Here is a 21179-nt window from a genome sequence, read left to right as displayed (position 1 = left end):
ATCATAAAATGTCCTCTTCGAACACTGCCCTTCTCGTCATAGACGCGCAGGAGTCATTTAGGCACGCACCGTATTTCGATGACAGCGAACTTTCCGCTTACCTTGAGAGACAGCAGGCACTGATCGACGGCGCCCGGGCCGCGGGCATTCCGGTGGTGCAGATATTCCATGTCGATGGCGACACGGCCTTCTCGACGGAAAGCGGGTACGTGCGCGCACTGGAAGGTCTACGCATCACCCCAGCCGTTGTCTTTCACAAGAACCGCCATTCCGCCTTCGCCGGCACGGGGCTGGATATCTGGCTGACGAAGAACGGCATCAACAGGCTGATCGTCTCCGGCATCCGCACCGAACAATGCTGCGAAACCACCACGAGGCACGGGTCCGATCTCGGCTACACCGTGGACTATGTGACGGAAGCCACGCTGACCTTTCCGATGACCCATACGTCTGGCGCGTTTTTCAGCGCGGCCGATATCCGTACACGAACTGAACTCGTTCTGGCCGGACGTTTCGCAAGGATAACGACTGTCGAAGGCGCCCTGGAAACCATGCGAAAGGCAGCCTGATGGATCAGGGCGGCACACGTATCATTCCGTTTTACACCGTCGTGCCGCCGCATGCCCTTCTGCTCGATATTGCCGGACCGCTGGAGGTTATCCGCTACGCCAACGAAGAGCAGACCGACATCCGTTTCGAGTGCCACTATGTCGCAGCGCAACCGACCCAATCCACCTCCATCGGTCTTGGCCTGTCCGGGCTGGAACCCTTACCGGGCATGCTTCCAGACGATGCCTTCGTGCTGATTTCTGGCGGTAGATCCGGCTTCGATGGCGATCCCGCAACCGTGAGGGAGCGCCGTCTTCTGTCGGATTGGCTTCGGCGTGTTACACGAGAGGACACAACTGTCGTTTCCATCTGTTCAGGTGCACTTCTGGCTGGCGAAGCTGGACTTTTTGACCGCCGAAGCTGCACGACCCATGCCGATTGCATCGATCAATTGCGGCGGGTCGCACCGCTTTCCCAGGTCGTCGAAAACCGGCTGTTCGTTGAAGACGGCAAGCGCTTCTCCAGCGCCGGCATTTCGACAGGCACCGACCTGCTGCTTCATATCGTTGCGCGAATGACATCGCCTGCCGTCGCGGCACGCATCGCCAAAACCATGGTGGTCTATCTCAGGCGCAGCGGCAACGACCCGCAGATTTCGCCGTGGTTTACCGGCCGCAATCATATCCACCCCGCCATCCACCGGGTTCAGGACCGGGTGATGGCCGAACCGGCGAACGACTGGACGCTGGAGCAGCTGGCCGACATCGCTGCATTGAGCGAGCGGCATCTTTCCCGCCTGTTTCGCGAGCATACCGGGGTGGGCGTCATCGATTACGTCAATCTGATGCGGGTCAACCTCGCACGGGAAATTCTCAGCCACACGCGGCTTGGCATGGAGGCGATCGCGGAGAAAACCGGCTTTTCCTCTGCGCGACATTTCAGACGGGTCTGGCAACAGCACAATGCCCTGTCTCCCAGCCATTTTCGCAGCGCTAACGGCTGATCTTGAACTCCACGACAGGCTGCCTGATGGAAACCATCAGCGGAATTGAATGGTTATCCCCGGCCGCTATTGCTAGTTTCGCGGCGATTCAGGAAAAATGGAGTAGTCACCGTGGAGAAACGCGCACTTGGCCGTACTGGTCTTTCCATCGCCCCGATCGTATTCGGCGGCAACGTCTTCGGCTGGACGGCAGACGAAAAGACGTCCTTCCAGCTTCTCGACGCCTTCTTCGATTCCGGCTTCAACGCCATCGATACGGCCGATGTCTATTCGGCATGGGTCGACGGCCATGAGGGTGGCGAGTCGGAAGCGATCATCGGCAAGTGGCTGAAACAGAGTTCCGTCAAGCGCGAAGATGCCGTGATCGTCACCAAGGTCGGCTTCGACAACAACGGTCGAAAGACTGGCCTCAGCGCCGAATGGATCGCACAGGCCGTTGAAGACTCTCTTCGTCGCCTGCAGACGGATTACATCGATCTTTACCTGGCACACAAACCCGATGCAGACGTGCCACTGGAAGAAACGCTTGCCGCCTTCGCCAAATTGAAGGAACAGGGGAAGGTGCGCGCCATCGGCTGCTCCAATTACGATGCGGCCCAGCTTCAGGCCTCTCTCGACGTCGCGGCAAAGACAGGGCTCGGGCGATATGATGTGGTGCAGCCGGAATACAATCTCTACACCCGCGAAAAATTCGAAGGCCCGCTGGCCGATCTGTGTGGGAAAGAGGATATCGGCGTCATCAACTATTACAGCCTTGCAGCAGGTTTCCTGACCGGGAAGTATCGCAGCAAGGCCGATACGGAAGGCGTCGCCCGCTCCTATCGTGTCGGCGATTACGTCAACGCGCGCGGTCTGGCGATCCTTGGCGCCATGGACACGATTGCCGCAGAAACCGGCGCAAAACTCGCCGATATCGCACTGGCCTGGCTGCTGCGCAAAAAGGCAGTCACTGCACCGATTGCCAGCGCCACCAGCCTTTCGCAGCTCGAGAGCTTCAAGCGTGCCGTGAACCTCAAGCTGACCGACGAGATGGTGACGCTACTGGACAAGGCCGGCGCATAATATGGACCTGACCATTCGCGATGCCCGCCCGGCTGACCGGGCGGATTGGCTGCGGCTGTGGCAGGACTATCTCGCCTTTTACGGGGTGGAGCTAGCGGACGACGTGACAGAGCACACGTGGGAGCGGATCATCGACCCCGGTTCCAGGGTTTCCATGCGCCTTGCACTTCTGGACGACAAACCGGTCGGGTTCGCGATCCACCATTTCCATGATTCGACCTGGGTGAAGACGCCTGATTGTTATCTTGAGGATCTGTTCATAGACGAGACGATCCGCGGCAAGGGCATCGGCCGGGCGCTGATCGACGACCTGATTGCCATCTGCGAGGACAAGGGCTGGTCACGCCTCTACTGGCACACCGACGAGGATAACCATCGTGCCCGCAAGCTTTACGACAGCTATGTCGAAAGCGACGGTCACATCCGGTACAGGATCAAGCTTTGACCTACGCTTTGTAACGGAAGAAATCCACGAAAGCCCTCAGCGCCGGACGCATCTGCCGGCGCGAGGGGTAATAGATATAAAAGCCATCGAAAGGCGCGCACCAGTCTTCCAGCACGCGGATCAGCCTGCCCGCCACGATATCTTCCTCGATCCGCTGTTCAAAAACGAAAGCAAGGCCCGCCCCGTCGATGGCAGCACGACGTATGAGGCTCTGGTCGGACAGGATCAGCGGTCCCTGCACGTCCACCACCAGCGGCCTGCCATCCCTTTCCAATTCCCAGCGATAGATCAGCCCGCTTGAAAACCGGCGACGGATGCAATGGTGCTGCATCAGATCACGCGGATGAAGGGGTATGGGATGTGTCTCGAAATAGGCGGGCGACGCAACAATCGCACCTCGCCATGGCCCACTGGCGCGCACGGCAATCATATCCGCTTCCAGATTTTCGCCCAGCCGCAAACCCGCGTCGAAGCCTTTGGCGACGATATCCTCGAAACGGTCATCGGTGGATATTTCCATCGAAATATCCGGATAACGGCAAAGGAATTCGCTAAGGCGCGGCATGAGCAGGTCTTCCGCCGCAAGACGTGGCAGCGTGACCCGTAACGGACCGGCCGGGCGTCCACCATGTTCGGCAAGCGTGCTGATCACCGCATCGATATCGGCCAGCGCAGGCGCCAGCGTTTCCAGGAGCCGCCTGCCCTCCTCAGTGGGAGATACGCTGCGCGTGGTACGATGAAGCAGGCGCAGACCAAGACTTTCCTCAAGCGCCGATACGGCATGACTGACGGCAGACGGTGCGATACCCAGCTCCTGCGCCGCCTTTCGGAAGCTTCGACCCTCGGCTACGGCGGCCAGAACGGCCAGTTGTGACAGCTGTATGCGGTTCATTGTTCTATTATTTAGAATAACCTGCCCGGATTTGCAGCGATTATTTTTGTTCGCTTGAGGCGCTATGTTCCATTCGCGCCCGTTAAACGGGCTCTCCTTTATGGAAGGACGAACAGATGCAAAAAAGAACCCTCGGAAACAACCTCTCGGTTTCTGCTCTCGGCCTCGGTTGCATGGGAATGACCCATGCCTACGGCCCGACCGGCGATGAGAGCAGCGCGATTGCAACGCTGCATCGCGCCGTCGAACTCGGCGTCACGTTTTTCGATACGGCGGAGGTTTATGGTCCCTACAACAACGAAATCCTCGTCGGCAAAGGACTAAAGCCCTATCGCGACAATGTGGTCATCGCCACCAAGTTCGGTTTCAAGATCGACACCAGCAAGCCAGCCGGCCAAATGATGGTGGGCACCGACAGCCGCCCTGAAAACGTGCGCGCCGTGGCGGAAGCCTCACTCAAACGGCTCGGCGTCGACGCCATCGACCTGTTCTACCAGCACCGTGTCGATCCCAACGTTCCGATCGAGGATACGGTGGGCGCGATGGCCGATCTGGTGAAAGAGGGCAAGGTCAAACATCTCGGCCTTTCGGAAGCAAGCGCCGAGACCCTTCGCAAGGCGCACTCCGTCCACCCTATCGCGGCGATCCAGAGCGAATATTCCCTGTGGACCCGTGATGTGGAAGAAAATGGCGTTCTGGATACCTGCCGCGAGCTCGGCATCGGCTTCGTACCCTTCAGCCCGCTGGGACGCGGCGTTCTGACTGGGGCATTGAAGAAACTCGAGGGTCTGTCCGACAATGATTTCCGCCGCTCACTCCCACGTTTTCAGGCAGAGAACTTTGAGGCCAACCTGGCGCTCGTCTCGCTGCTGGAAGACATGGCGGCGGAAAAAGGCGTCACCGCAGGGCAACTGGCCTTGGCATGGGTGATGGCGCAAGGCGATTTCATCGTCCCCATCCCCGGCACCACCAAGATCGCCAATCTGGAAACCAACGTCGCTGCGGCCAACATCACGCTGAGTGAAGACGAGATCCAAAAACTAGGCGATCTGCTTTCACCGTCAAAAGTGGCGGGCGGACGCTATCCAGAACAGCTTTCCCGGATGACAAGCCGGTAAAAACAAAAGCCGCGGAAATCTCGTTCCGCGGCTTTTTCATGCGTAGTCGGTAAAAGCTCAGGCGCGCAGTACGCCGCCTGTCGTCTTTTCGACATTGCCGACGATCTTGGCGGTGAGAGCTTCGAAGTCCTCGTCCGTCAGGGTCTTGTCGACGGGCTGGATCTGCACCTCGATGGCGATGGACTTCTTGTTTTCGCCCAGCGATGCGCCCTCGAAGACGTCGAAGACGTTCACGCCGGTCACCAGCTTGCGGTCAGCGCTGGTAGCAGCCTTGATGATGGCGCCCGCTTCCACCGACTTGTCGACGACGAAAGCAAAGTCGCGCTTGACCGCCTGGAACGGTGAAAGCTCCAGTGCCGGCTTGGTGCGGGTCGCCTTCTTCTTCGGCTCGGCCATGGCATCGAGATAGATCTCGAAACCGGCATAGACACCGGAAACATCCAGCTCGCCGAGCGTCTTCGGATGGAACTCGCCGAAATAACCCAGAATAACCTTCGGCCCCATCTTGATGGTGCCGGAACGGCCCGGATGATACCAGCCCGGAGCACCCGCTTCGATCTGCACGTTGGCCATCGGCAGACCGCAAGCTTCGATCACCGCCAGTGCATCCGCCTTGGCATCGTAAACATCGACCGGCTTGCCGCCGCCTTTCGCGGCATTTGACCACATGCGACCAGCACCGGCCAGCGAAGCCGTGCCACGACGAATACCACCGGCCACACGGCGCTGGGTTTCCGGCGTGTCGCCTTCGTAGGTTCCGGAGACTTCAAAGATCGCCACGTCGCCATAGCCCTTGTCGGCATTGCGCTGTGCTGCCGTCAGCAGACCGGGCAGCAACGAAGGCCGCATGTCGGACATGTCGGCAGCAATCGGGTTGGCAAGCTTCAGCGCGGGCGAACCGCCACCGAACAGTTTGGCCTGCGCTTCCGGAATGAACGACCAGGTCACGGCTTCCAGCATGCCGCGGCTGGCAAGCGCGCGGCGCGCCGTACGGGTGCGGATCTGCAATGTTGTCAGGATACGGCCATTGACGGCGCCAAAGCTTTCAAGCGGCTCCGGCTTGATGTTATCGACGCCATGGATGCGCATAACCTCTTCCACCAGATCGGCCTTGCCATCCACGTCCGGACGCCAGGATGGGACCGAAACCTTAACCCGCTCGCCGGAGCCTTCAATTTCAAAGCCAAGCCCGTTGAGAATTGTCAGGCTTTCTTGCGTCGACACTTCAAGACCCGTCAAACGCTTCACTTCGGACAAGGGGAAGTCAACTACCTTGGGCTGATAGCCCTTATAACCGACGACCTTTGCTTCACCGGCGACGCCGCCGCACAACTCCAGCACTAGTTCCGTCGTCCGCTCCAGACCCGGAACCATATATTCCGGATCGACACCGCGCTCGAAACGATACCGTGCATCGGTGATGATACCGAGCGAACGGCCTGTCTTGGCGATGTTGATGGGATCCCATAGAGCGGATTCGATCAGCACATCGACGGTGTTTTCATCGCAGCCGGAGTGTTCGCCGCCCATGACGCCACCAATGGACTCAAGGCCGTTGTCATCGGCGATAACCACATTGTTAGGACCGAGCTTGTACTCACGCTGGTCGAGCGCGAGGATGGTTTCGCCCTCTTTCGCACGACGAACAACCAGATCACCCTTGACCTTCGCAGCGTCGAAGACGTGCATCGGACGGCCCTGATCGAAGGTCATGTAGTTGGTGATGTCCACCAGCGCGTTGATCGGGCGCAGGCCGATGGCGGAAAGTCGCTGCTGCATCCACTTGGGGCTCGGGCCATTCTTCACACCGCGTACGATACGCAGCGAAAAGCCGGGGCAAAGGGCGGCATCGTCCAGATCGAGTTTCACGTCGACCGGGGTATTGCCTTCCACTTTGAAAGATGGCGCTGGCTTCGTCTTCAGCGTGCCCAGGCCCGACGCCGCGAGATCGCGGGCTATGCCGTAGATCGACGTGCAATCCGGGCGGTTCGGCGTCAGGTTGATCTCGATGACAGGATCGTCAAGACCGGCATAGGTCGCAAAGGACGTGCCGACCGGAGCGTCTTCCGGAAGATCGATGATGCCGTTGTGATCCTCGGAAATGTTGAGCTCTTTTTCCGAACACATCATGCCATGGCTTTCGACGCCGCGGATCTTGCCGACCGACAGCGTGACATCGATACCCGGAACATACGTACCTGGACGCGCCAGCGCGCCAACGAGGCCAGCGCGTGCATTCGGCGCACCGCAGACGATCTGCACCGGCTTGCCGTCACCGGCATCGACGGACAGAACCTTGAGGCGGTCAGCTTCGGGATGCTTTTCGGCGGTCAGAACCTTGGCGATGACAAAAGGCTTGTACGCCGCCTTGTCATCCACGTCCTCAACCTCAAGACCGATAGCCGTGAGGCGCTCGCAGATCTGTTCCAGGGAAGCATCGGTTTCCAGATGCTCTTTCAGCCAGGAGAGTGTGAATTTCATGGTCTTTTCTCCTTAACTGCTCAAACCGCCGAACAAGGTCGGCATGTCGAGCGGGCGGAAACCGTAGTGGTTCATCCAGCGAACATCGGCGTTGAAGAAATCGCGTAGATCCGGCATGCCGTATTTCAGCATGGCGATGCGGTCGAGGCCCATGCCCCAGGCAAAACCCTGATACTCGTCCGGATCAAGACCTCCAGCACGCAGCACGTTGGGGTGGACCATGCCGCAGCCGAGGATTTCCATCCAGTCGTTGCCTTCGCCGAACTTCACGATGGGCCCCGAACGGTCGCACTGGATATCGACCTCGAAGGACGGTTCCGTGAAGGGGAAGAAGGACGGGCGGAAGCGCATGACAACGCTGTCGACCTCAAAGAACGTCTTGCAGAATTCTTCCAGAATCCAGCGCAGGTTACCGACATGCGCCTTCTTGTCGATCACCAGACCTTCGACCTGATGGAACATCGGCGAGTGGGTGGCATCCGAATCCTGACGATAGGTCTTACCCGGAATGACGATACGGATCGGCGGCTTCTGGCTTTCCATGGTGCGCACCTGCACGGGCGAGGTGTGCGTACGCAGCACCTTGCGCTCACCTTTTTCATCCGGCTGGAAGAAGAAGGTGTCGTGCATTTCGCGGGCAGGATGCCCTTCCGGGAAGTTCAGGGCCGTGAAGTTGTAGTAATCCGTTTCGATATCCGGACCTTCGGCAATGGAGAAACCCATATCGGCGAAAATGGCGGTGATCTCATCGACGATCTGGCTGATCGGATGAATACGACCGCGCTCGGCCGGAGACTGCCGAACCGGCAGGCTGACATCAACCGTTTCCGCTTTCAGGCGCGCTTCGATGGCAGCATCCTTCAGCGCAGTCTTGCGCTCGCCGATCAGGTCGGTGATTTCGTTCTTGAGCTGGTTGATGGCCGCGCCGCGCGTCTGGCGTTCTTCCGGCGTCATCGCGCCAAGGGTCTTGAGAAGCTCCGAAACCGAGCCTTTCTTGCCGAGCGCGGATACGCGTACGGCCTCGATGGCGGCCTCATCGGCCGCAGCGGCGATCTCCGACATCAATTGCGATTTCAAGGTATCAAGTTCAGTCATCTTTTCCTGCCTCGCCGGGGATCTTCCCGGCGGCTTCGGGTTTCACAGCATTCATCAGAAAGTCGGTCGCCATGATAAAGCGTCGCAGATCACTACCCATCCGTACGCGCCCAATCAACCGGGCAAGCGGTAAAAATCGCCCGAGAACGCCGACCAGACGGCGCAATTCATCAACGACGCCGGGTGGGGCGTTTCTGTGCCAACCGGCAAAGGCCGCATCGCAGGTAACCGAAGTGTTGCAGGCGCGCGATGCAACCTGCAGAAAGAGCAGCCAGACATCACGGGCTTGGGCGGTCTGGAGGGGCATGACATCCTGCGGACGTTCCTCGAAATCCATGAAACCGATGCGATTGCCTTGGAGGAAAAAGTCGCGGACATGCGGGCGACCGTGACACAGACCGGCCGCATGAAGCTCTCCCAGTGCGGCGGCTGATTTGATCAGAAGCGTGTCATGCTGCTGCGGATCGCTGCTCTTGAGAGTATTCATCCGCTCGATGACGGTCTGCCCCACATCCCCGAGCACAACGGCGGTCTTAGATGAATAGATGACGGGCGGCACCGGGAAGCCCTTCGCCCTGAAGGCGAAAAGCGTTTCGAGTTCGCGGCGCATCAGGCCCGCTCCGTCGAGCGGTGGCGAGGGTCGCATGAAGGCATAAGGGAGCAGCTTTGCCAGAATACCCTGCAGCTTCATCCACGCGGATGGCTTTTCAGTACCCTGACGTTTGATCCACACCGTCGTTTCCGACAGCTCAAGCCTCTGGATGCGGCCCTTGCTCTGCAGCAGAACCTGCATCAGGGCCGCAATGTCAGCGTCGCCCAGATGGACGTGAAAACCTTTTGCTTTTTCCGTTTCGCTTGCGGCACCCAACATTTCAATCGCCCCGCCCACACCAAAAACAAGAAAACCCGCGCCAGTATCCCGGCGCGGGTTTCAAATGAACAACGGATTGTCCGCGCCGTAATTACTTTACAGCGGATTCAAACTCGTTGGCCGTACCAGCATCCTTGAGGTACTCAAGAGCCTTCTTCGCTGCTTCAACGAGCGCGCCGAATGCTGCCGGCTCATGGATTGCCATGTCGGACAGAACCTTGCGGTCAACTTCGATGCCAGCCTTGTTCAGGCCGTCGATGAAGCGGCCGTAGGTCAGGCCGAATTCGCGAACAGCAGCGTTGATACGCTGGATCCACAGAGCGCGGAAGTTGCGCTTGTTAACCTTGCGGTCGCGGTAAGCGTACTGCTTGGAACGATCCACGGCAGCCTTTGCTGCGCGGATGGTGTTCTTGCGGCGGCCGTAGAAGCCCTTGGCTGCCTTGAGTGTCTTGGTGTGCTTGGCGCGGGAAGTTACGCCACGTTTTACGCGTGCCATGTCATGATCTCCTTAAAGTGTCCAAAAATGCGGAAAAGTCTTAGAGACCGTTCGGCAGGTAGTTCTTGACGACCTTCTTGCCGTCAGCTTCGGCGAGAACCATGGTTCCGCGCGCGTCGCGAATGAACTTGTTGGTACGCTTGATCATGCCGTGGCGCTTGCCGGCGGCGGCTGCAACAACCTTGCCGGTTGCGGTGATCTTGAACCGCTTCTTCGCAGCGGACTTCGTCTTCATCTTGGGCATTTTGCTACTCCATTTTTGTATGAACCAGGCAGACGAGGCCTGATTTCAAGCATTAAGAACGGCCTCGGCATGCCCTGCCGGACCGTTCGGAACGCGCGCTTATAACCGCAGTTATGAAAAAGCGCAACGGGGAATAAAAACTTCCCCGTAACGGTGTCGCATCACTTCGGTGCGAGCACCATCATCATCTGGCGGCCTTCGAGTTTCGGCTCGGCTTCCACCTTGGCGATTGCCTGGGTGTCTTCCTTCACCTGAAGGAGAAGCTTCATGCCGAGTTCCTGGTGCGCCATTTCGCGGCCACGGAACTTCAGCGTCACCTTAACCTTGTCGCCATCATCAAAGAAACGGGTCATCGCCTTCATCTTCACCTCATAGTCATGGGTGTCGATGTTGGGGCGCATCTTGATTTCCTTGACCTCAACGATCTTCTGCTTTTTGCGCGCTTCAGCGGCCTTTTTCTGGGTCGAGTATTTAAGCTTGCCGAGATCGAGGATCTTCACGACAGGCGGCTCGGCGTTCGGCGAAATCTCGACGAGATCCAAACCGGCCTCTTCTGCCAACTTCAAAGCCTGATCCGTCGGCATCGCGCCGAGGTTCTGGCCCTCTTCATCAATAAGCTGAACTCTGGGAACCCGAATTTCCCGGTTGGAGCGCGGGCCCTCCTTGACGGGGGCATCGGCTTTGAAAGGTCTGCGAATGGTCGTATTCTCCTGATCTGTTTCTGGATCACGTCGGCAAAAAACAGCTTGTTTGGTACAAGCGGCGGAAATGTCGTTATTGCCGCGGCGAAGTCAATAGCATATCTGCCCGGAAAGATCACCTGTTGTTACGGTTTTTGCAAATCTGCCGCCGTTGATGCACCAAAATCAGGAGAATTACATTTCCATGGCCGAACAAGCTGCCGAATTCATCACGATTGGTAACGGCGAGGATGCCCGGAATATCGCTTTCATCCATCGTCCTGCGACATCGAACCCGCAGGCTCCAACCCTGGTCTGGCTTGGCGGCTACCGTTCCGACATGTCCGGAACCAAGGCGATCGAGCTTGACCGCTTCGCGGCTGAAAACGGCATGGCCTGCCTGCGGCTGGACTATTCCGGCCACGGCGCATCCGGCGGCGATTTCAACAAAGGGACGATCTCGCGTTGGCTGGAAGAAGCTCTTGGTGTCGTTCGTCATTTTTCGCCGGAGCGTGTCGTGCTGATCGGCTCCTCGATGGGGGGCTGGATCGCGCTGCGGATGATCGAGGAACTGCGCAAGGTCGACGGCGCTCCTTCAGTTGCGGGTATCGTTCTTATTGCGCCAGCGCCGGATTTCACCGCCGAACTGATGGAACCGCATCTGTCGGAAGCGGAAAAAACCTCGCTCGCGGAACGCGGCTATTTCGAGGAACATTCGGAATACAGCCCTGAGCCGAATATCTTCACGCGCGCATTGATCGAAGACGGGCGGAAAAACCTCGTCCTGAAGGGCATCATCACCACCGGCTGTCCGGTCCATATCCTGCAGGGTATGGAGGATCCGGATGTGCCCTACAGCCATGCCCTGAAACTGCTTGAGCATCTGCCAGCCGACGACATCGTCCTGACGCTGATCCGTGATGGCGATCACAGGCTTTCGCGTCCGCAAGATATCGAGCGGATGCTAGCCGCCGTCAAAGCCCTTGCATGACAGGCATTTCAGCAACGATCTTAACCATAATAGACGAGTCCCGTTGTTGAATGATCGCTAATGATTGACTCCCGCCCCTGAAGCCTCTTAACCTTTCGTTAAGAATTTAGGGACGGGTTTCATGATGAACGCACGACTGGCGCGTGCGCTGCTGTTCGCAGTTGCCGCCGGGTTTTTGACTGCTGCCTCCGCTTCTGCGGAAAATAAGGGAAGCCCTTCCATGGTGACGGGGGGCGTTACCTCCCAACCAATCGGACATTACGAGTTCTGTCAGAAATACGCCGACGAATGCAATATTCGCAGCAAGGTGACGCCGCCGCCACGCGTGACCGATTACGGCTGGGGCGTTATCCGCGATATCAACGCCACCGTGAACACGACCATCGTCGCCATGACGGATCAGGAAATCTACGGCAAGGACGAAGTCTGGGAATATCCGACGACGGCCGGCGATTGCGAAGATTTTGTGCTTCTGAAGCGCAAGAAGCTGATCGAAAAGGGCTTTGCGGTTTCCGACCTGCTGATTACCGTCGTTCGCAAGCCGGATGGCGAAGGTCATGCCGTTCTCACGCTTCGCACCACCGATGGCGACTTCATTCTGGACAACCTCTCGGACGACGTGAAGCTCTGGACCGATACGAACTACACCTATCTGAAGCGCCAGGCTTCTTTCAACACCGGTCGCTGGGTGTCCATCGAGGATGGCCGCGACGTTCTGGTTGGCGCATTGCGATAAAAAATCTCAAATCCCAAAAAAGCCCGCATCTTTGCGGGCTTTTTTATTTCACCCTGTACAACCTGCAATCTCAGCCGTGACCGATGATGATGCCTGCGGCAAGCACCAGTGACCCACCCAGCACCACCTGGAATACCGCCCGCAGAAAAGGCGTTTCCATGAAACGGTTCTGGATAAAGGCAATCGCCCAAAGCTCCACGAAAACGACGATGGCGGCGATGGCCGTAGCCGTCCAGAAATGCGGAATGAGATAAGGAAGTGCGTGCCCCAGACCTCCGACGGCCGTCATGATGCCGGAGGCAAGACCGCGCTTCAACGGAGAACCCCGCCCGGACAGCTTGCCGTCATCGTGCGCCGCTTCGGTGAAGCCCATGGAGATACCGGCGCCGACAGAGGCCGACAGGCCGATCAGGAACGTCTGCCAGGTATCCTGCGTGGCGAAAGCGGCAGCAAAGATCGGCGCCAGCGTGGAAACGGAACCATCCATCAATCCGGCGAGACCGGGCTGAACATAGGTCATCAGGAACTGGCGTCTGGCAGTTGCCTCTTCTTCGGAGCGTTCGCCCTCACCGAGATGTCTGTCCTCCAGCATTCGCGCAATATCTTCGTGGCCACGTTCCGCTTCGGCGAGATCACCTAGCAGCTTGCGTGTTGAAGCATCCGTCGTCCGTTTCACCGCCTCGTCGTAGAAACGTATCGCCTGCGCTTCCATCAACTCCGCCTGCGCGCGAATCTTGTCCAGTGAAAGGTTCTTCACCAGCCAGTCCGGTGCTCGCTCGTAAAAGCCACGGACATGGTCCCGCCGGATGAGCGGAATCGTCTCCCCGAAACGTTCACGGTGCATGTCGATCAGCACATTGCGATGCCGTTGCTCGACCTCTGCCATATCGTCAAACACTTTGGCTGATTGCGGATACTGACCGCGCAGATGGTCTGCGTAGGAACGGTAGATCCGGGCATCATCCTCCTCCGAGGATATGGCAAGCGCCAGGATTTCCTGTTCGCTCAGAGAAGAGAACGGTCGCTTGGACAGCGAAAAAAAACTGCGGAACATGGGAACAACCTTTTTAGAATAACTCTAAATACAACTCCGGAACCGCATGATCAAGATTCTTTAGAATAATTCTAATATGGCTAAAGGTCGCATTGTAGTGATGTGCGGTTCATCATAAGATTCCGGGCAAAGGAGAAAGCGATGCAAGAGCAGCTGGATGGAAAAGCGGCGCATAGTGCGCAGATGCAACGCAGGGCCGAAGAAACCATGGCGGCCATCGGCATCGATGCTGCTTTTATCGATCTGCTCGTTGAAAGCTTTTACGCTCGCGTTTTGCAACATCCTTCGCTCGGCCCCGTGTTCAACGCCCGCCTTGCCGGGCGCTGGCCAGAGCATATGGAAAAAATGAAGCGGTTCTGGTCCGCCGTCGCCTTCAAGAACGGCGGCTACGCCGGCAAGCCGGTTCAGGCCCATGTCGGCGTCGACGGCATGGCCGCAGACCTCTTTCCGCAATGGCTCGATCTGTTTTCCGCCACCCTGACGGACATCGCACCCAGCGCAGAGGCGCATGCGTGGTTCATGGAAACCGCGCAGAGGATTGCCAGAAGTCTCACGCTTTCGCTTTTCTACAATCCCGCACTGGATGATCCAGCGCTGAAAAAAACTGCGCCGTAAACGGAAAGGCGCCCTGAGCCAGCGATGCCGCAACATTCTTCACCCGCGACATGCTTTCGGCGCAATTTTCCAAAAATATCCTCTTGAAGGCCGCAAGGATAAATGATTAGTAGCCGTTGGGAGGCGTACCGTGCGGTTCGCCTGTAAATAGCAGACGTACAAGGCTTATCGACATGGATCGCAGATCATTTATCCGCAAGGCAGGCGCCGTTGGCGCCGGTGTGACCGCAACCGCCCTCGCCGCTCCGGCCATCGCGCAGGAAAACCCCAAGATCACCTGGCGCATGACATCCTCTTTTACCAAGGGGCTCGATATTCTTTTCGGTGCTGGTCAGATCGTTGCCGATCACGTCAAGGAAGCCTCCGGCGGCAACTTCGTCATCCAGCATTTCGCCGGCGGCGAAATCGTTCCGGCGCTTCAGGCAGCCGATGCGGTAACGGCAGGTACGGTCGAAATGGCGCACACTTGCGCCTACTACTATGTCGGCAAGGATCCGACCTTCGCGCTTGGCACATCCGTTCCTTTCGGCCTCAATGCACGCCAGACCAACGCCTGGTTCAATCAGGGTGGCGGCAACGAGTTGCTCAACGAGTTCCTCGCGCAGCACAACATCTATTCCATCCTGCTTGGAAATACCGGTGCGCAGATGGGCGGCTGGTTCCGCAAGGAAATCAACACCATCGATGACCTAAAGGGTCTGAAGATGCGCATTGCCGGCCTGACCGGCCAGGTTATGCAGAAGGTTGGCGTCACGCCGCAGCAGATTGCCGGTGGCGATGTTTATGCGGCTCTGGAAAAAGGCACGATCGACGCTACCGAGTTCGTCGGTCCATATGACGACCAGAAGCTCGGGTTCTACAAGGTCGCAAAGTACTACTACTATCCGGCATGGTGGGAAGGTGGCCCGGCCGTGCATGCCTTCGTGAACCTGCAGAAGTTCAACGAGCTGCCGGAAAACTACAAGCGTATCCTCAAGGATGCCTGCGCAGTGGGAAGCGCCTCCATGCTGGAGCGCTATGACACACACAACCCGAAGGCTCTGAAGGAACTGGTGGCGCAGGGCGCGATCCTGCGTCCGTTCAGCCAGGAAATTCTCGACGTGTGCCACAAGGCAGCGCAGGAAACCTACGCCGAGATTTCCGCCAAGAACGAAAGCTTCAAGAAGATCTATGAAAGCCAGCAGGCCTTCAAGAAAGACGCCTATCTCTGGGCGCAGATCGCTGAATACACCTACGACACCTACATGATGATCCAGCAGCGCAACGGCACGCTGTAATCGGTCATTTCATGCCTCATCAGAACGGCCATCCGGTTTGCGCCGGATGGCCGTTTCTGTTTGGCGACACCAGCTTCCACACCTCGCGTTCGCGCCAGGCGACCGGACTCATGCCCGTGATGCGGCGGAACTCGCGATTGAAGTTGGATTTTGTCTGAAACCCGGAAGACAGCATGATCGCCGTCACGGACTGATCCGTTTCCTCGAGCAGACGGCATGCTTCCCTGATACGCAGCTGGTTGACATATTGCGATACGTTGATGCCCAGAGAACGATTGATCGCCCCCGAAATCTGCCGGACGGGTAAACCCAGCCGACGGGATAATCTGGAAAGATTGAGATTTTCGTCGCGGTAAAACCTCTGCTCCTCCATCAGGCTCGCCAGCCTTTCGAGGATTTCCCGGTCTTCCTCTGAAGGTGCTGCGTGGACCGGCGCTTCCGCCATCGACTCAACAACGAGCTGAGACGGCTTGCTGTTGCCAGCCACCAGCGCCATCAGGCCGATCAGAAGCAGACCCAGAAGGTTGGCATTGCTGACCAGGGCCGCCGCGTTTGCACCGCGTGTCCACTCAAAATCCAGAAACACCAGGAGGTCGAACACAGCTGAAGCACACAAGGCAAACGCTGCAATCACCAGCGCACGATGTGCGGAAGCGGCACTGGCAAACTGCGCCTCATCCAACCCGTCCGGCCCCTTTCTTGCCAGAAGCAGCAACGCCACCGCGTAGCCGACAAAGATGACGATGAGGGCGAGATCGATGAGAAGGGGAAAGACCAGAAGCAGCAGAAGCACGATCAGCGGCGAGGAAACAAAAACCGCCAGCATTGCCCTTCGGCTGGCGGGAGTCATCCCGATCAGGCTGTGAAACGCCGCATAGGTCAGCGGCGGCAGGCATGCCGCCAGTACCGGCAGAACATACCGCATCGTTTCAACGCCATACCCCCATCGCAAACCGACCAGAATGGACTGCACGGCGCAAAGCGCGATCAACGCAAGAAATGCCCTGTTGGCTCGCAGCTCACTTCGGCTTCGAACGAAGACAATGAACATGAGGCACAGCAGCAGCGCAACGACGAAGGGCAAAGGAATGAAAAGCACATCGGTATCCGCAAACGAGACTATGGCTTCCTTCATGAACCAGATCGCGTTCGAGCACGACCTGTAACGCGATCAAGGACGCATTTATCCGCCGATAAGAGAAAACGGAGCCATCGATTTGTCAAACAGAGAGGCTCTCATGACACCGAACATCACCCTTGCCGCCCTTTTGGCCGGTTCTCTATTCTGCAACCCTGCTTTCGCAGCCGATGCCGTCGGCCTGAAGACCACCACCGTGTCGTCGCAGGCGCGGGCAAAAGATCTGGCCGTAACCATATGGTACCCGTCCACCGGACAGAACGGCACGCCAGTCATGTCCGGTGACAACCGGATTTTTGAAGGTGCACCGGCTCTTGAAGATGCCGAGGTCAAACGCGGGCGATTTCCGCTTGTCCTGATCTCACACGGCTCCGGTTCGCGGGCAGAAGGCATGGCATGGATCGCGACCAAACTCGCAAGCGAAGGTTTCATCGTTGCGGGTACCAACCATCCCGGCACGACAAGCGGTGATTCCACGCCCGCCGACACCCCGAAAATCTGGGAGCGCACAGACGATCTTTCTACCCTTGTGACCGCCCTGACATCGAACAAGGATTGGGCGAATGCAATCGATGCCGACAAGATCGGCGTTCTCGGCTTTTCCCTCGGCGCAAGTGCGGCCATGGAAATTTCCGGTGCGCGCGCCGATCTGGACGCCTATGTGCAATATTGCGAGGATTACGCCAGCTCCATGGATTGCGAGTGGTTTTCGGGAGGCCGAGCCTACATGAACGGCGAAGCGGTCAGCGTTCCGAAATTCGATCTGCGCACCGTCGACAAGGTACGCTTCGAGCAATCGAACCGCGATCAGCGCATTCGCTCGGCGGTTCTTGTCGATCCGGGTCTGGAAGTGGCGTTCACGTCGGAAAGTCTGAGGAAAATCGACATTCCGCTGGCCTTCATCAATCTTGGCAGCGTTGGCAAGATTCCGATCTCCGTCTTGTCGGACCAGCTGGCAAAGGATGTTCAGAATTCAACCTATGCTCAGGTGAACGAGGCCGATCACTTCAGCTTCCTGCCGGTTTGCAAGCCGGGTGCGGCGGCGTTCCTCAAATCCGTCGGTGAGCGTGATCCGATCTGCGAACCTGCAGGAACCCGCGAGCGCAGTGATATTCACAAAGAACTGGAAACGATGATCGTTTCTGCCTTCAACCGCACGCTGAAACCCGGCCAGTAAGACGGGCCGTCGTATTGCCGCATATCTGCACGGAAAACCGGAGATACCTTTGCTTCACAGGCTCTCGCCGATCCGCTTGTAGAACAGAGTGGTGCCACAGTAGCTGCCGTCCGGAAACAGCGCATAATCGGGAATGACGCCAACACGTTCCCAGCCGAAGCGAGGATAAATCGCTTCGGCATCGCTGCCCGTCGCGGTATCAAGCACCAGAAGAGTGCGGCCACGCCTTGCCGCTTCTTCCTCGACTGCCGTCATGAGCAGACGCGACAGGCCCAGTCCGCGTGCGGAGCGATGCACGAGCAGTTTCATCAGATCACCGCGATGCGGCTGGTTCGGCTTCGATGCAAGGCCGATCTGCACGGTTCCAACCACTTTGCCTTCCACTTCCGCCACGGCATGGATGGTGCCGCCTTCACCTACCGTATCAGCCACGGAGCGCCAGAACGGCTCGGCATCGGCAGGCGTGAAAGGCAGCATGAAACCGACGGACGCACCGCCATTCACACAGTCAGAAAGAACCTCGCAGAGATCGGGCAACGCATCGATCGTCTCCTGACGGTTCAACACACGAATGCTGGTCATAAAAACTCCTGGCAAAATATCAGCGTGATCTGCGATCCAGCACGACCGCGTAGCGTGCTGGCCTATCGGACGGATTGTAAAAGGTGTGTCCCTCTCCCACCGGCATGAACAGGCAATCACCCGGCGCCAGACGATGCGTTTCGCCGCCCGTCGTCATTTCCAGAGCACCTTCGAACAGCCAGACATATTGCGTCATGCCGCTGCTTGCGGCGTGCGGGGGAAAGCTGACGCGCGCAACTGCCGGAAACTCGACTTCAACGATATCGACATCGGAACCGACACGCGGCGGGGAAATGGCGCGGCGCACATAGCCCGTGTCAGGATCTTTCCAGAGCTGCTGCTGATCCCGACGCACCAATGGCGAAACGACATCCTCGTCTTGCGCGAAGAAACCCGAAAGGGAGAGACCCAGAGCCGAACAGATGCGGGCGAGAAGCGATGCCGTAGGGCTGGCCTCGCCGCGCTCGATGCGCGAGATCATGGCACGGCTGACGCCGGAGGCGGACGCAAGCTGATCCAGCGTCAGGGCATTGCGTGAGCGCAGCGTTTTGATGCGCTCACCGATCGATCGTTCAAGAATGGCATCTTCATTTTCCATCATAAGAGAATTGCACTCTCATATACTGGAGTCAATATCCATCATAATGGAAAGATGATGCATGCGCTGGTCGCCTTATGCACCGACCTGAGCAATCCAGTCGTTGAGGTTATAATAGTTCGTCACACGGGCAACCTTGCCATCCTTCAGATCGAAGAAGGCACCGGCTGGCAGCACGTATTTCTGGCCATTGGCTTCCGGCAAGCCTTCATCTGTTGCCAGATATTCGCCGTTGACCACAAACTCCGCGGAGGCGCGCTTTCCATCCTCGCTTGCCATGATGACCATATCCGTCAGCGTTTCCCTGTAGCAGCGGTTCATGTGATTCATGAAAGACGCGAAAGCGGCCTTGCCAGCCTGACGCTCTCCCTGATTGATGTCATGCACCACGTCGTCGCTGAGCAGCGCCAGAAAGGCATCCATATCCTGACGGTTGAAGGCATCGTAATAGGCGCGAATGGTCTCGGTAGCTGTCATCATCTTCTCCGTTCAATGCTTGCGCAGGTTTTCCATGACGGTATAACCAGCGGAAACGAAAGTGAAAATGCCCATGACCGTCGAAATCAAGTCCCTTTCCGGCATTGATGCCGTTCCGTATTTTGATGACCTCGCGCATCTGCGCATAACGGTTTTCCGAGACTTCCCGTATCTGTATGACGGGACGCTGGACCATGAGCGGGAGTATCTGGCGACCTACGCCAAGGCGGAAGGCGCGGTTTTCGTGCTGGCGCTGGACGGAGGCAAGGTCGTGGGCATGTCGACCGGCATGCCGATGGCGGTTGAAACCGACGAGGTGAAGGCACCATTCCTGAAGGCCGGATACGACCCTGACCGCATCTTCTACTTCGGCGAAAGCGTGCTTCTGGACGATTATCGCGGACGAGGCGTCGGCGTGCGTTTCTTCGAGGAGCGGGAAGCCCACGCAAAACGGCTCGGCGGCGTGGAATGGTGCACGTTCTGCGCGGTGGAACGCCCGGCCGATCATCCGCGACGCCCGGTCGACTATGTGCCGCTGAATGCCTTCTGGGAGAAGCGGGGCTATCGCCATCACCCCGAACTGCACACGACCTTTACGTGGCAGGATCTGGACGAGAACTCCAAAAGCGCAAAGCCGCTGTCCTTCTGGATGAAAAGGGTCGTTCCATGACCAGACTTGCCGCCAGCCAATATGCCATCGAACTGATCGAGACGTGGGACGCCTATGCGGCGCATCTTTCGGCGGTCGTGCGGGAGGCGAAGGAAAAGGGCGCGGAGCTTCTGCTGCTGCCGGAATATTCCGCGATGACGCTGACGGGGCAATTGCCCACCGATGCACATTCCGATCTGCACCGCTCCATCGAAGAGATACAGCCGCTGATCCCCTCCTGGGTTGAGCTTTGCGAGGAACTGGCCCGGCAACACCAGATCCTGTTCCAGCCCGGCAGCGCGCCGGTGAAGGATGCGGATGGAAAATTCCGCAACCGCGCCTGGCTGTTCGGGCCGGATGGACTGATCGGCTATCAGGACAAGCAGATCATGACCCGTTTCGAGCGGGAACAATGGAATATCCATGCCGGCGTGGAAGGGCTGAAAGCTTTCGACACTGACCTCGGCAAGCTCGGTATCCTGATATGCTATGATAACGAATTCCCGATGCTCGGTCGCAAGCTGGCCGAACTCGGCGTGGAGCTCGTTCTGGCGCCAAGCTGCACCGATACGCTGGCGGGCGCCTACCGCGTACGCATCGGCGCACAGGCGCGTGCACTGGAAAACCAATATGCCGTCTTGTCCGCGCCCACCGCCGGGGAAGCGCCGTGGTCGCCCGCCGTCGATGAAAATCGCGGACGTGCTGCCCTTTATGTCCCCTCGGACTACGGCATGCCGCCCTCCGGCATCGTGGCGGAAAGCGAGAGCGACGCGGTGACGCAAAGTTCATTGCTCATCGTCGATATCGATCTTGCCGCCGTGGCAAAACTCAGGACCGAGGGTCAGGTCGCCACCCGCCGCGACTGGCCGGAGCAGTTCGAAGGATGAAAAGCCCAATTTAAAGGGCTTTTAACCAAATTCCCGCTTTGCGGCTTCATTGGCCCCTGCTA

The 21179-nt window shown here is 58.1% G+C and carries 23 protein-coding genes and 1 pseudogene; 12 read left to right on the top strand and 12 right to left on the bottom strand.

The genetic code is table 11. The features are described 5' to 3' along the window. Positions 1–8: 8 nt before the first annotated feature. The 4 genes from N7578_RS10450 (at position 9) to N7578_RS10435 (ending at position 3059) form a co-directional block, all read left to right on the top strand. Complete coding sequence (locus N7578_RS10450) at positions 9–569, top strand: isochorismatase family protein (protein ID WP_311110280.1); 561 nt, start codon at positions 9–11, stop codon at positions 567–569. After that, on the top strand, positions 569–1552 hold the full coding sequence (locus tag N7578_RS10445) for a GlxA family transcriptional regulator (protein WP_311110279.1): 984 nt from the start codon (positions 569–571) through the stop codon (positions 1550–1552). Before N7578_RS10450 ends, N7578_RS10445 begins: the two co-directional genes overlap by 1 nt. Positions 1553–1663: 111 nt before the next feature. Continuing rightward, on the top strand, positions 1664–2614 hold the full coding sequence (locus N7578_RS10440; RefSeq protein WP_311110278.1) for an aldo/keto reductase: 951 nt from the start codon (positions 1664–1666) through the stop codon (positions 2612–2614). 1 nt (position 2615) lies between these two features. Continuing rightward, entirely contained in the window at positions 2616–3059 is a 444-nt protein-coding gene (locus N7578_RS10435) for a GNAT family N-acetyltransferase (RefSeq protein WP_311110277.1), read from the top strand. 1 nt (position 3060) lies between these two features. Here the strand turns inward: N7578_RS10435 and N7578_RS10430 are convergent, their stop codons facing one another. Continuing rightward, positions 3061–3951, bottom strand: coding sequence for a LysR family transcriptional regulator (locus N7578_RS10430; RefSeq protein ID WP_311110276.1), 891 nt, complete (start codon positions 3949–3951; stop codon positions 3061–3063). A 116-nt stretch (positions 3952–4067) separates the two neighbouring features. On the opposite strand from N7578_RS10430, the gene N7578_RS10425 reads away from it, so the two are divergent. Beyond that, complete coding sequence (locus tag N7578_RS10425; RefSeq protein ID WP_311110275.1) at positions 4068–5069, top strand: aldo/keto reductase; 1002 nt, start codon at positions 4068–4070, stop codon at positions 5067–5069. Between the two features lie 57 nt (positions 5070–5126). Here the strand turns inward: N7578_RS10425 and pheT are convergent, their stop codons facing one another. From pheT to infC, 6 genes are all read right to left on the bottom strand, one after another. Beyond that, positions 5127–7550: a phenylalanine--tRNA ligase subunit beta gene (pheT, locus tag N7578_RS10420; RefSeq protein ID WP_311110274.1), complete on the bottom strand. Its 2424-nt coding sequence runs from the start codon at positions 7548–7550 to the stop codon at positions 5127–5129. Positions 7551–7562: 12 nt separating this feature from the next. After that, positions 7563–8645, bottom strand: a complete 1083-nt coding sequence (gene pheS, locus N7578_RS10415; protein ID WP_311110273.1) for a phenylalanine--tRNA ligase subunit alpha — start codon at positions 8643–8645, stop codon at positions 7563–7565. Then, the gene (locus N7578_RS10410; RefSeq protein WP_311110272.1) at positions 8638–9516 is read right to left on the bottom strand and encodes a lipopolysaccharide kinase InaA family protein; all 879 of its coding nucleotides are present in this window, start codon (positions 9514–9516) and stop codon (positions 8638–8640) included. The genes pheS and N7578_RS10410 overlap by 8 nt, the downstream gene beginning before the upstream one ends. Positions 9517–9607: 91 nt before the next feature. After that, positions 9608–10012, bottom strand: a complete 405-nt coding sequence (gene rplT / locus N7578_RS10405) for a 50S ribosomal protein L20 (protein WP_311110271.1) — start codon at positions 10010–10012, stop codon at positions 9608–9610. A 40-nt stretch (positions 10013–10052) separates the two neighbouring features. Next, a complete protein-coding gene (gene rpmI, locus N7578_RS10400) occupies positions 10053–10256 on the bottom strand; it encodes a 50S ribosomal protein L35 (protein WP_003493355.1) in 204 nt (67 codons plus the stop codon). Positions 10257–10417: 161 nt separating this feature from the next. Beyond that, positions 10418–10954 carry a translation initiation factor IF-3 gene (gene infC / locus N7578_RS10395; RefSeq protein WP_311112465.1) on the bottom strand — a complete coding sequence of 179 codons (537 nt, stop codon included), beginning with the start codon at positions 10952–10954 and terminating at the stop codon, positions 10418–10420. Positions 10955–11141: 187 nt separating this feature from the next. Between infC and N7578_RS10390 the strand changes: the two genes are divergently transcribed. Beyond that, on the top strand, positions 11142–11927 hold the full coding sequence (locus N7578_RS10390) for an alpha/beta hydrolase (RefSeq protein WP_311110270.1): 786 nt from the start codon (positions 11142–11144) through the stop codon (positions 11925–11927). Between the two features lie 121 nt (positions 11928–12048). Next, on the top strand, positions 12049–12663 hold the full coding sequence (locus tag N7578_RS10385) for a transglutaminase-like cysteine peptidase (protein ID WP_311110269.1): 615 nt from the start codon (positions 12049–12051) through the stop codon (positions 12661–12663). A gap of 70 nt (positions 12664–12733) precedes the next feature. Here N7578_RS10385 and mbfA read toward each other — a convergent pair whose 3' ends face one another. After that, positions 12734–13717 (bottom strand): iron exporter MbfA, encoded by a 984-nt coding sequence (mbfA, locus tag N7578_RS10380; RefSeq protein ID WP_311110268.1) that lies wholly within the window; start codon positions 13715–13717, stop codon positions 12734–12736. A 141-nt stretch (positions 13718–13858) separates the two neighbouring features. Between mbfA and N7578_RS10375 the strand changes: the two genes are divergently transcribed. Beyond that, on the top strand, positions 13859–14332 hold the full coding sequence (locus N7578_RS10375) for a truncated hemoglobin (protein WP_311110267.1): 474 nt from the start codon (positions 13859–13861) through the stop codon (positions 14330–14332). 173 nt (positions 14333–14505) lie between these two features. Next, a complete protein-coding gene (locus N7578_RS10370) occupies positions 14506–15609 on the top strand; it encodes a TRAP transporter substrate-binding protein (protein WP_311110266.1) in 1104 nt (367 codons plus the stop codon). A gap of 9 nt (positions 15610–15618) precedes the next feature. On the opposite strand, the pseudogene N7578_RS10365 reads toward N7578_RS10370, so the two are convergent. Further along, a pseudogene (locus N7578_RS10365) lies at positions 15619–16708 on the bottom strand (helix-turn-helix domain-containing protein). 139 nt (positions 16709–16847) lie between these two features. Between N7578_RS10365 and N7578_RS10360 the strand changes: the two are divergent. Beyond that, positions 16848–17924 carry a serine aminopeptidase domain-containing protein gene (locus N7578_RS10360; RefSeq protein ID WP_311110265.1) on the top strand — a complete coding sequence of 359 codons (1077 nt, stop codon included), beginning with the start codon at positions 16848–16850 and terminating at the stop codon, positions 17922–17924. Positions 17925–17978: 54 nt separating this feature from the next. Here the strand turns inward: N7578_RS10360 and N7578_RS10355 are convergent, their stop codons facing one another. The 3 genes from N7578_RS10355 to N7578_RS10345 form a co-directional block, all read right to left on the bottom strand. Beyond that, entirely contained in the window at positions 17979–18506 is a 528-nt protein-coding gene (locus tag N7578_RS10355; RefSeq protein ID WP_311110264.1) for a GNAT family N-acetyltransferase, read from the bottom strand. Between the two features lie 19 nt (positions 18507–18525). Beyond that, positions 18526–19107 carry a helix-turn-helix domain-containing protein gene (locus N7578_RS10350; RefSeq protein ID WP_311110263.1) on the bottom strand — a complete coding sequence of 194 codons (582 nt, stop codon included), beginning with the start codon at positions 19105–19107 and terminating at the stop codon, positions 18526–18528. 72 nt (positions 19108–19179) lie between these two features. Next, complete coding sequence (locus N7578_RS10345) at positions 19180–19581, bottom strand: ketosteroid isomerase-related protein (protein WP_311110262.1); 402 nt, start codon at positions 19579–19581, stop codon at positions 19180–19182. A 73-nt stretch (positions 19582–19654) separates the two neighbouring features. Between N7578_RS10345 and N7578_RS10340 the strand changes: the two genes are divergently transcribed. Beyond that, a complete protein-coding gene (locus tag N7578_RS10340) occupies positions 19655–20251 on the top strand; it encodes a GNAT family N-acetyltransferase (RefSeq protein ID WP_311110261.1) in 597 nt (198 codons plus the stop codon). Further along, positions 20248–21117: a carbon-nitrogen hydrolase family protein gene (locus tag N7578_RS10335; RefSeq protein WP_311110260.1), complete on the top strand. Its 870-nt coding sequence runs from the start codon at positions 20248–20250 to the stop codon at positions 21115–21117. Before N7578_RS10340 ends, N7578_RS10335 begins: the two co-directional genes overlap by 4 nt. Positions 21118–21179 lie beyond the last annotated feature (62 nt).

Origin of the sequence: Agrobacterium tumefaciens (assembly GCF_031801495.1) — a bacterium.
Lineage (GTDB): Bacteria > Pseudomonadota > Alphaproteobacteria > Rhizobiales > Rhizobiaceae > Agrobacterium > Agrobacterium tumefaciens_K.
The sequence above is the reverse complement of the archived record's forward strand: the minus strand, read 5'-3'. Positions and strand labels throughout refer to the sequence as shown.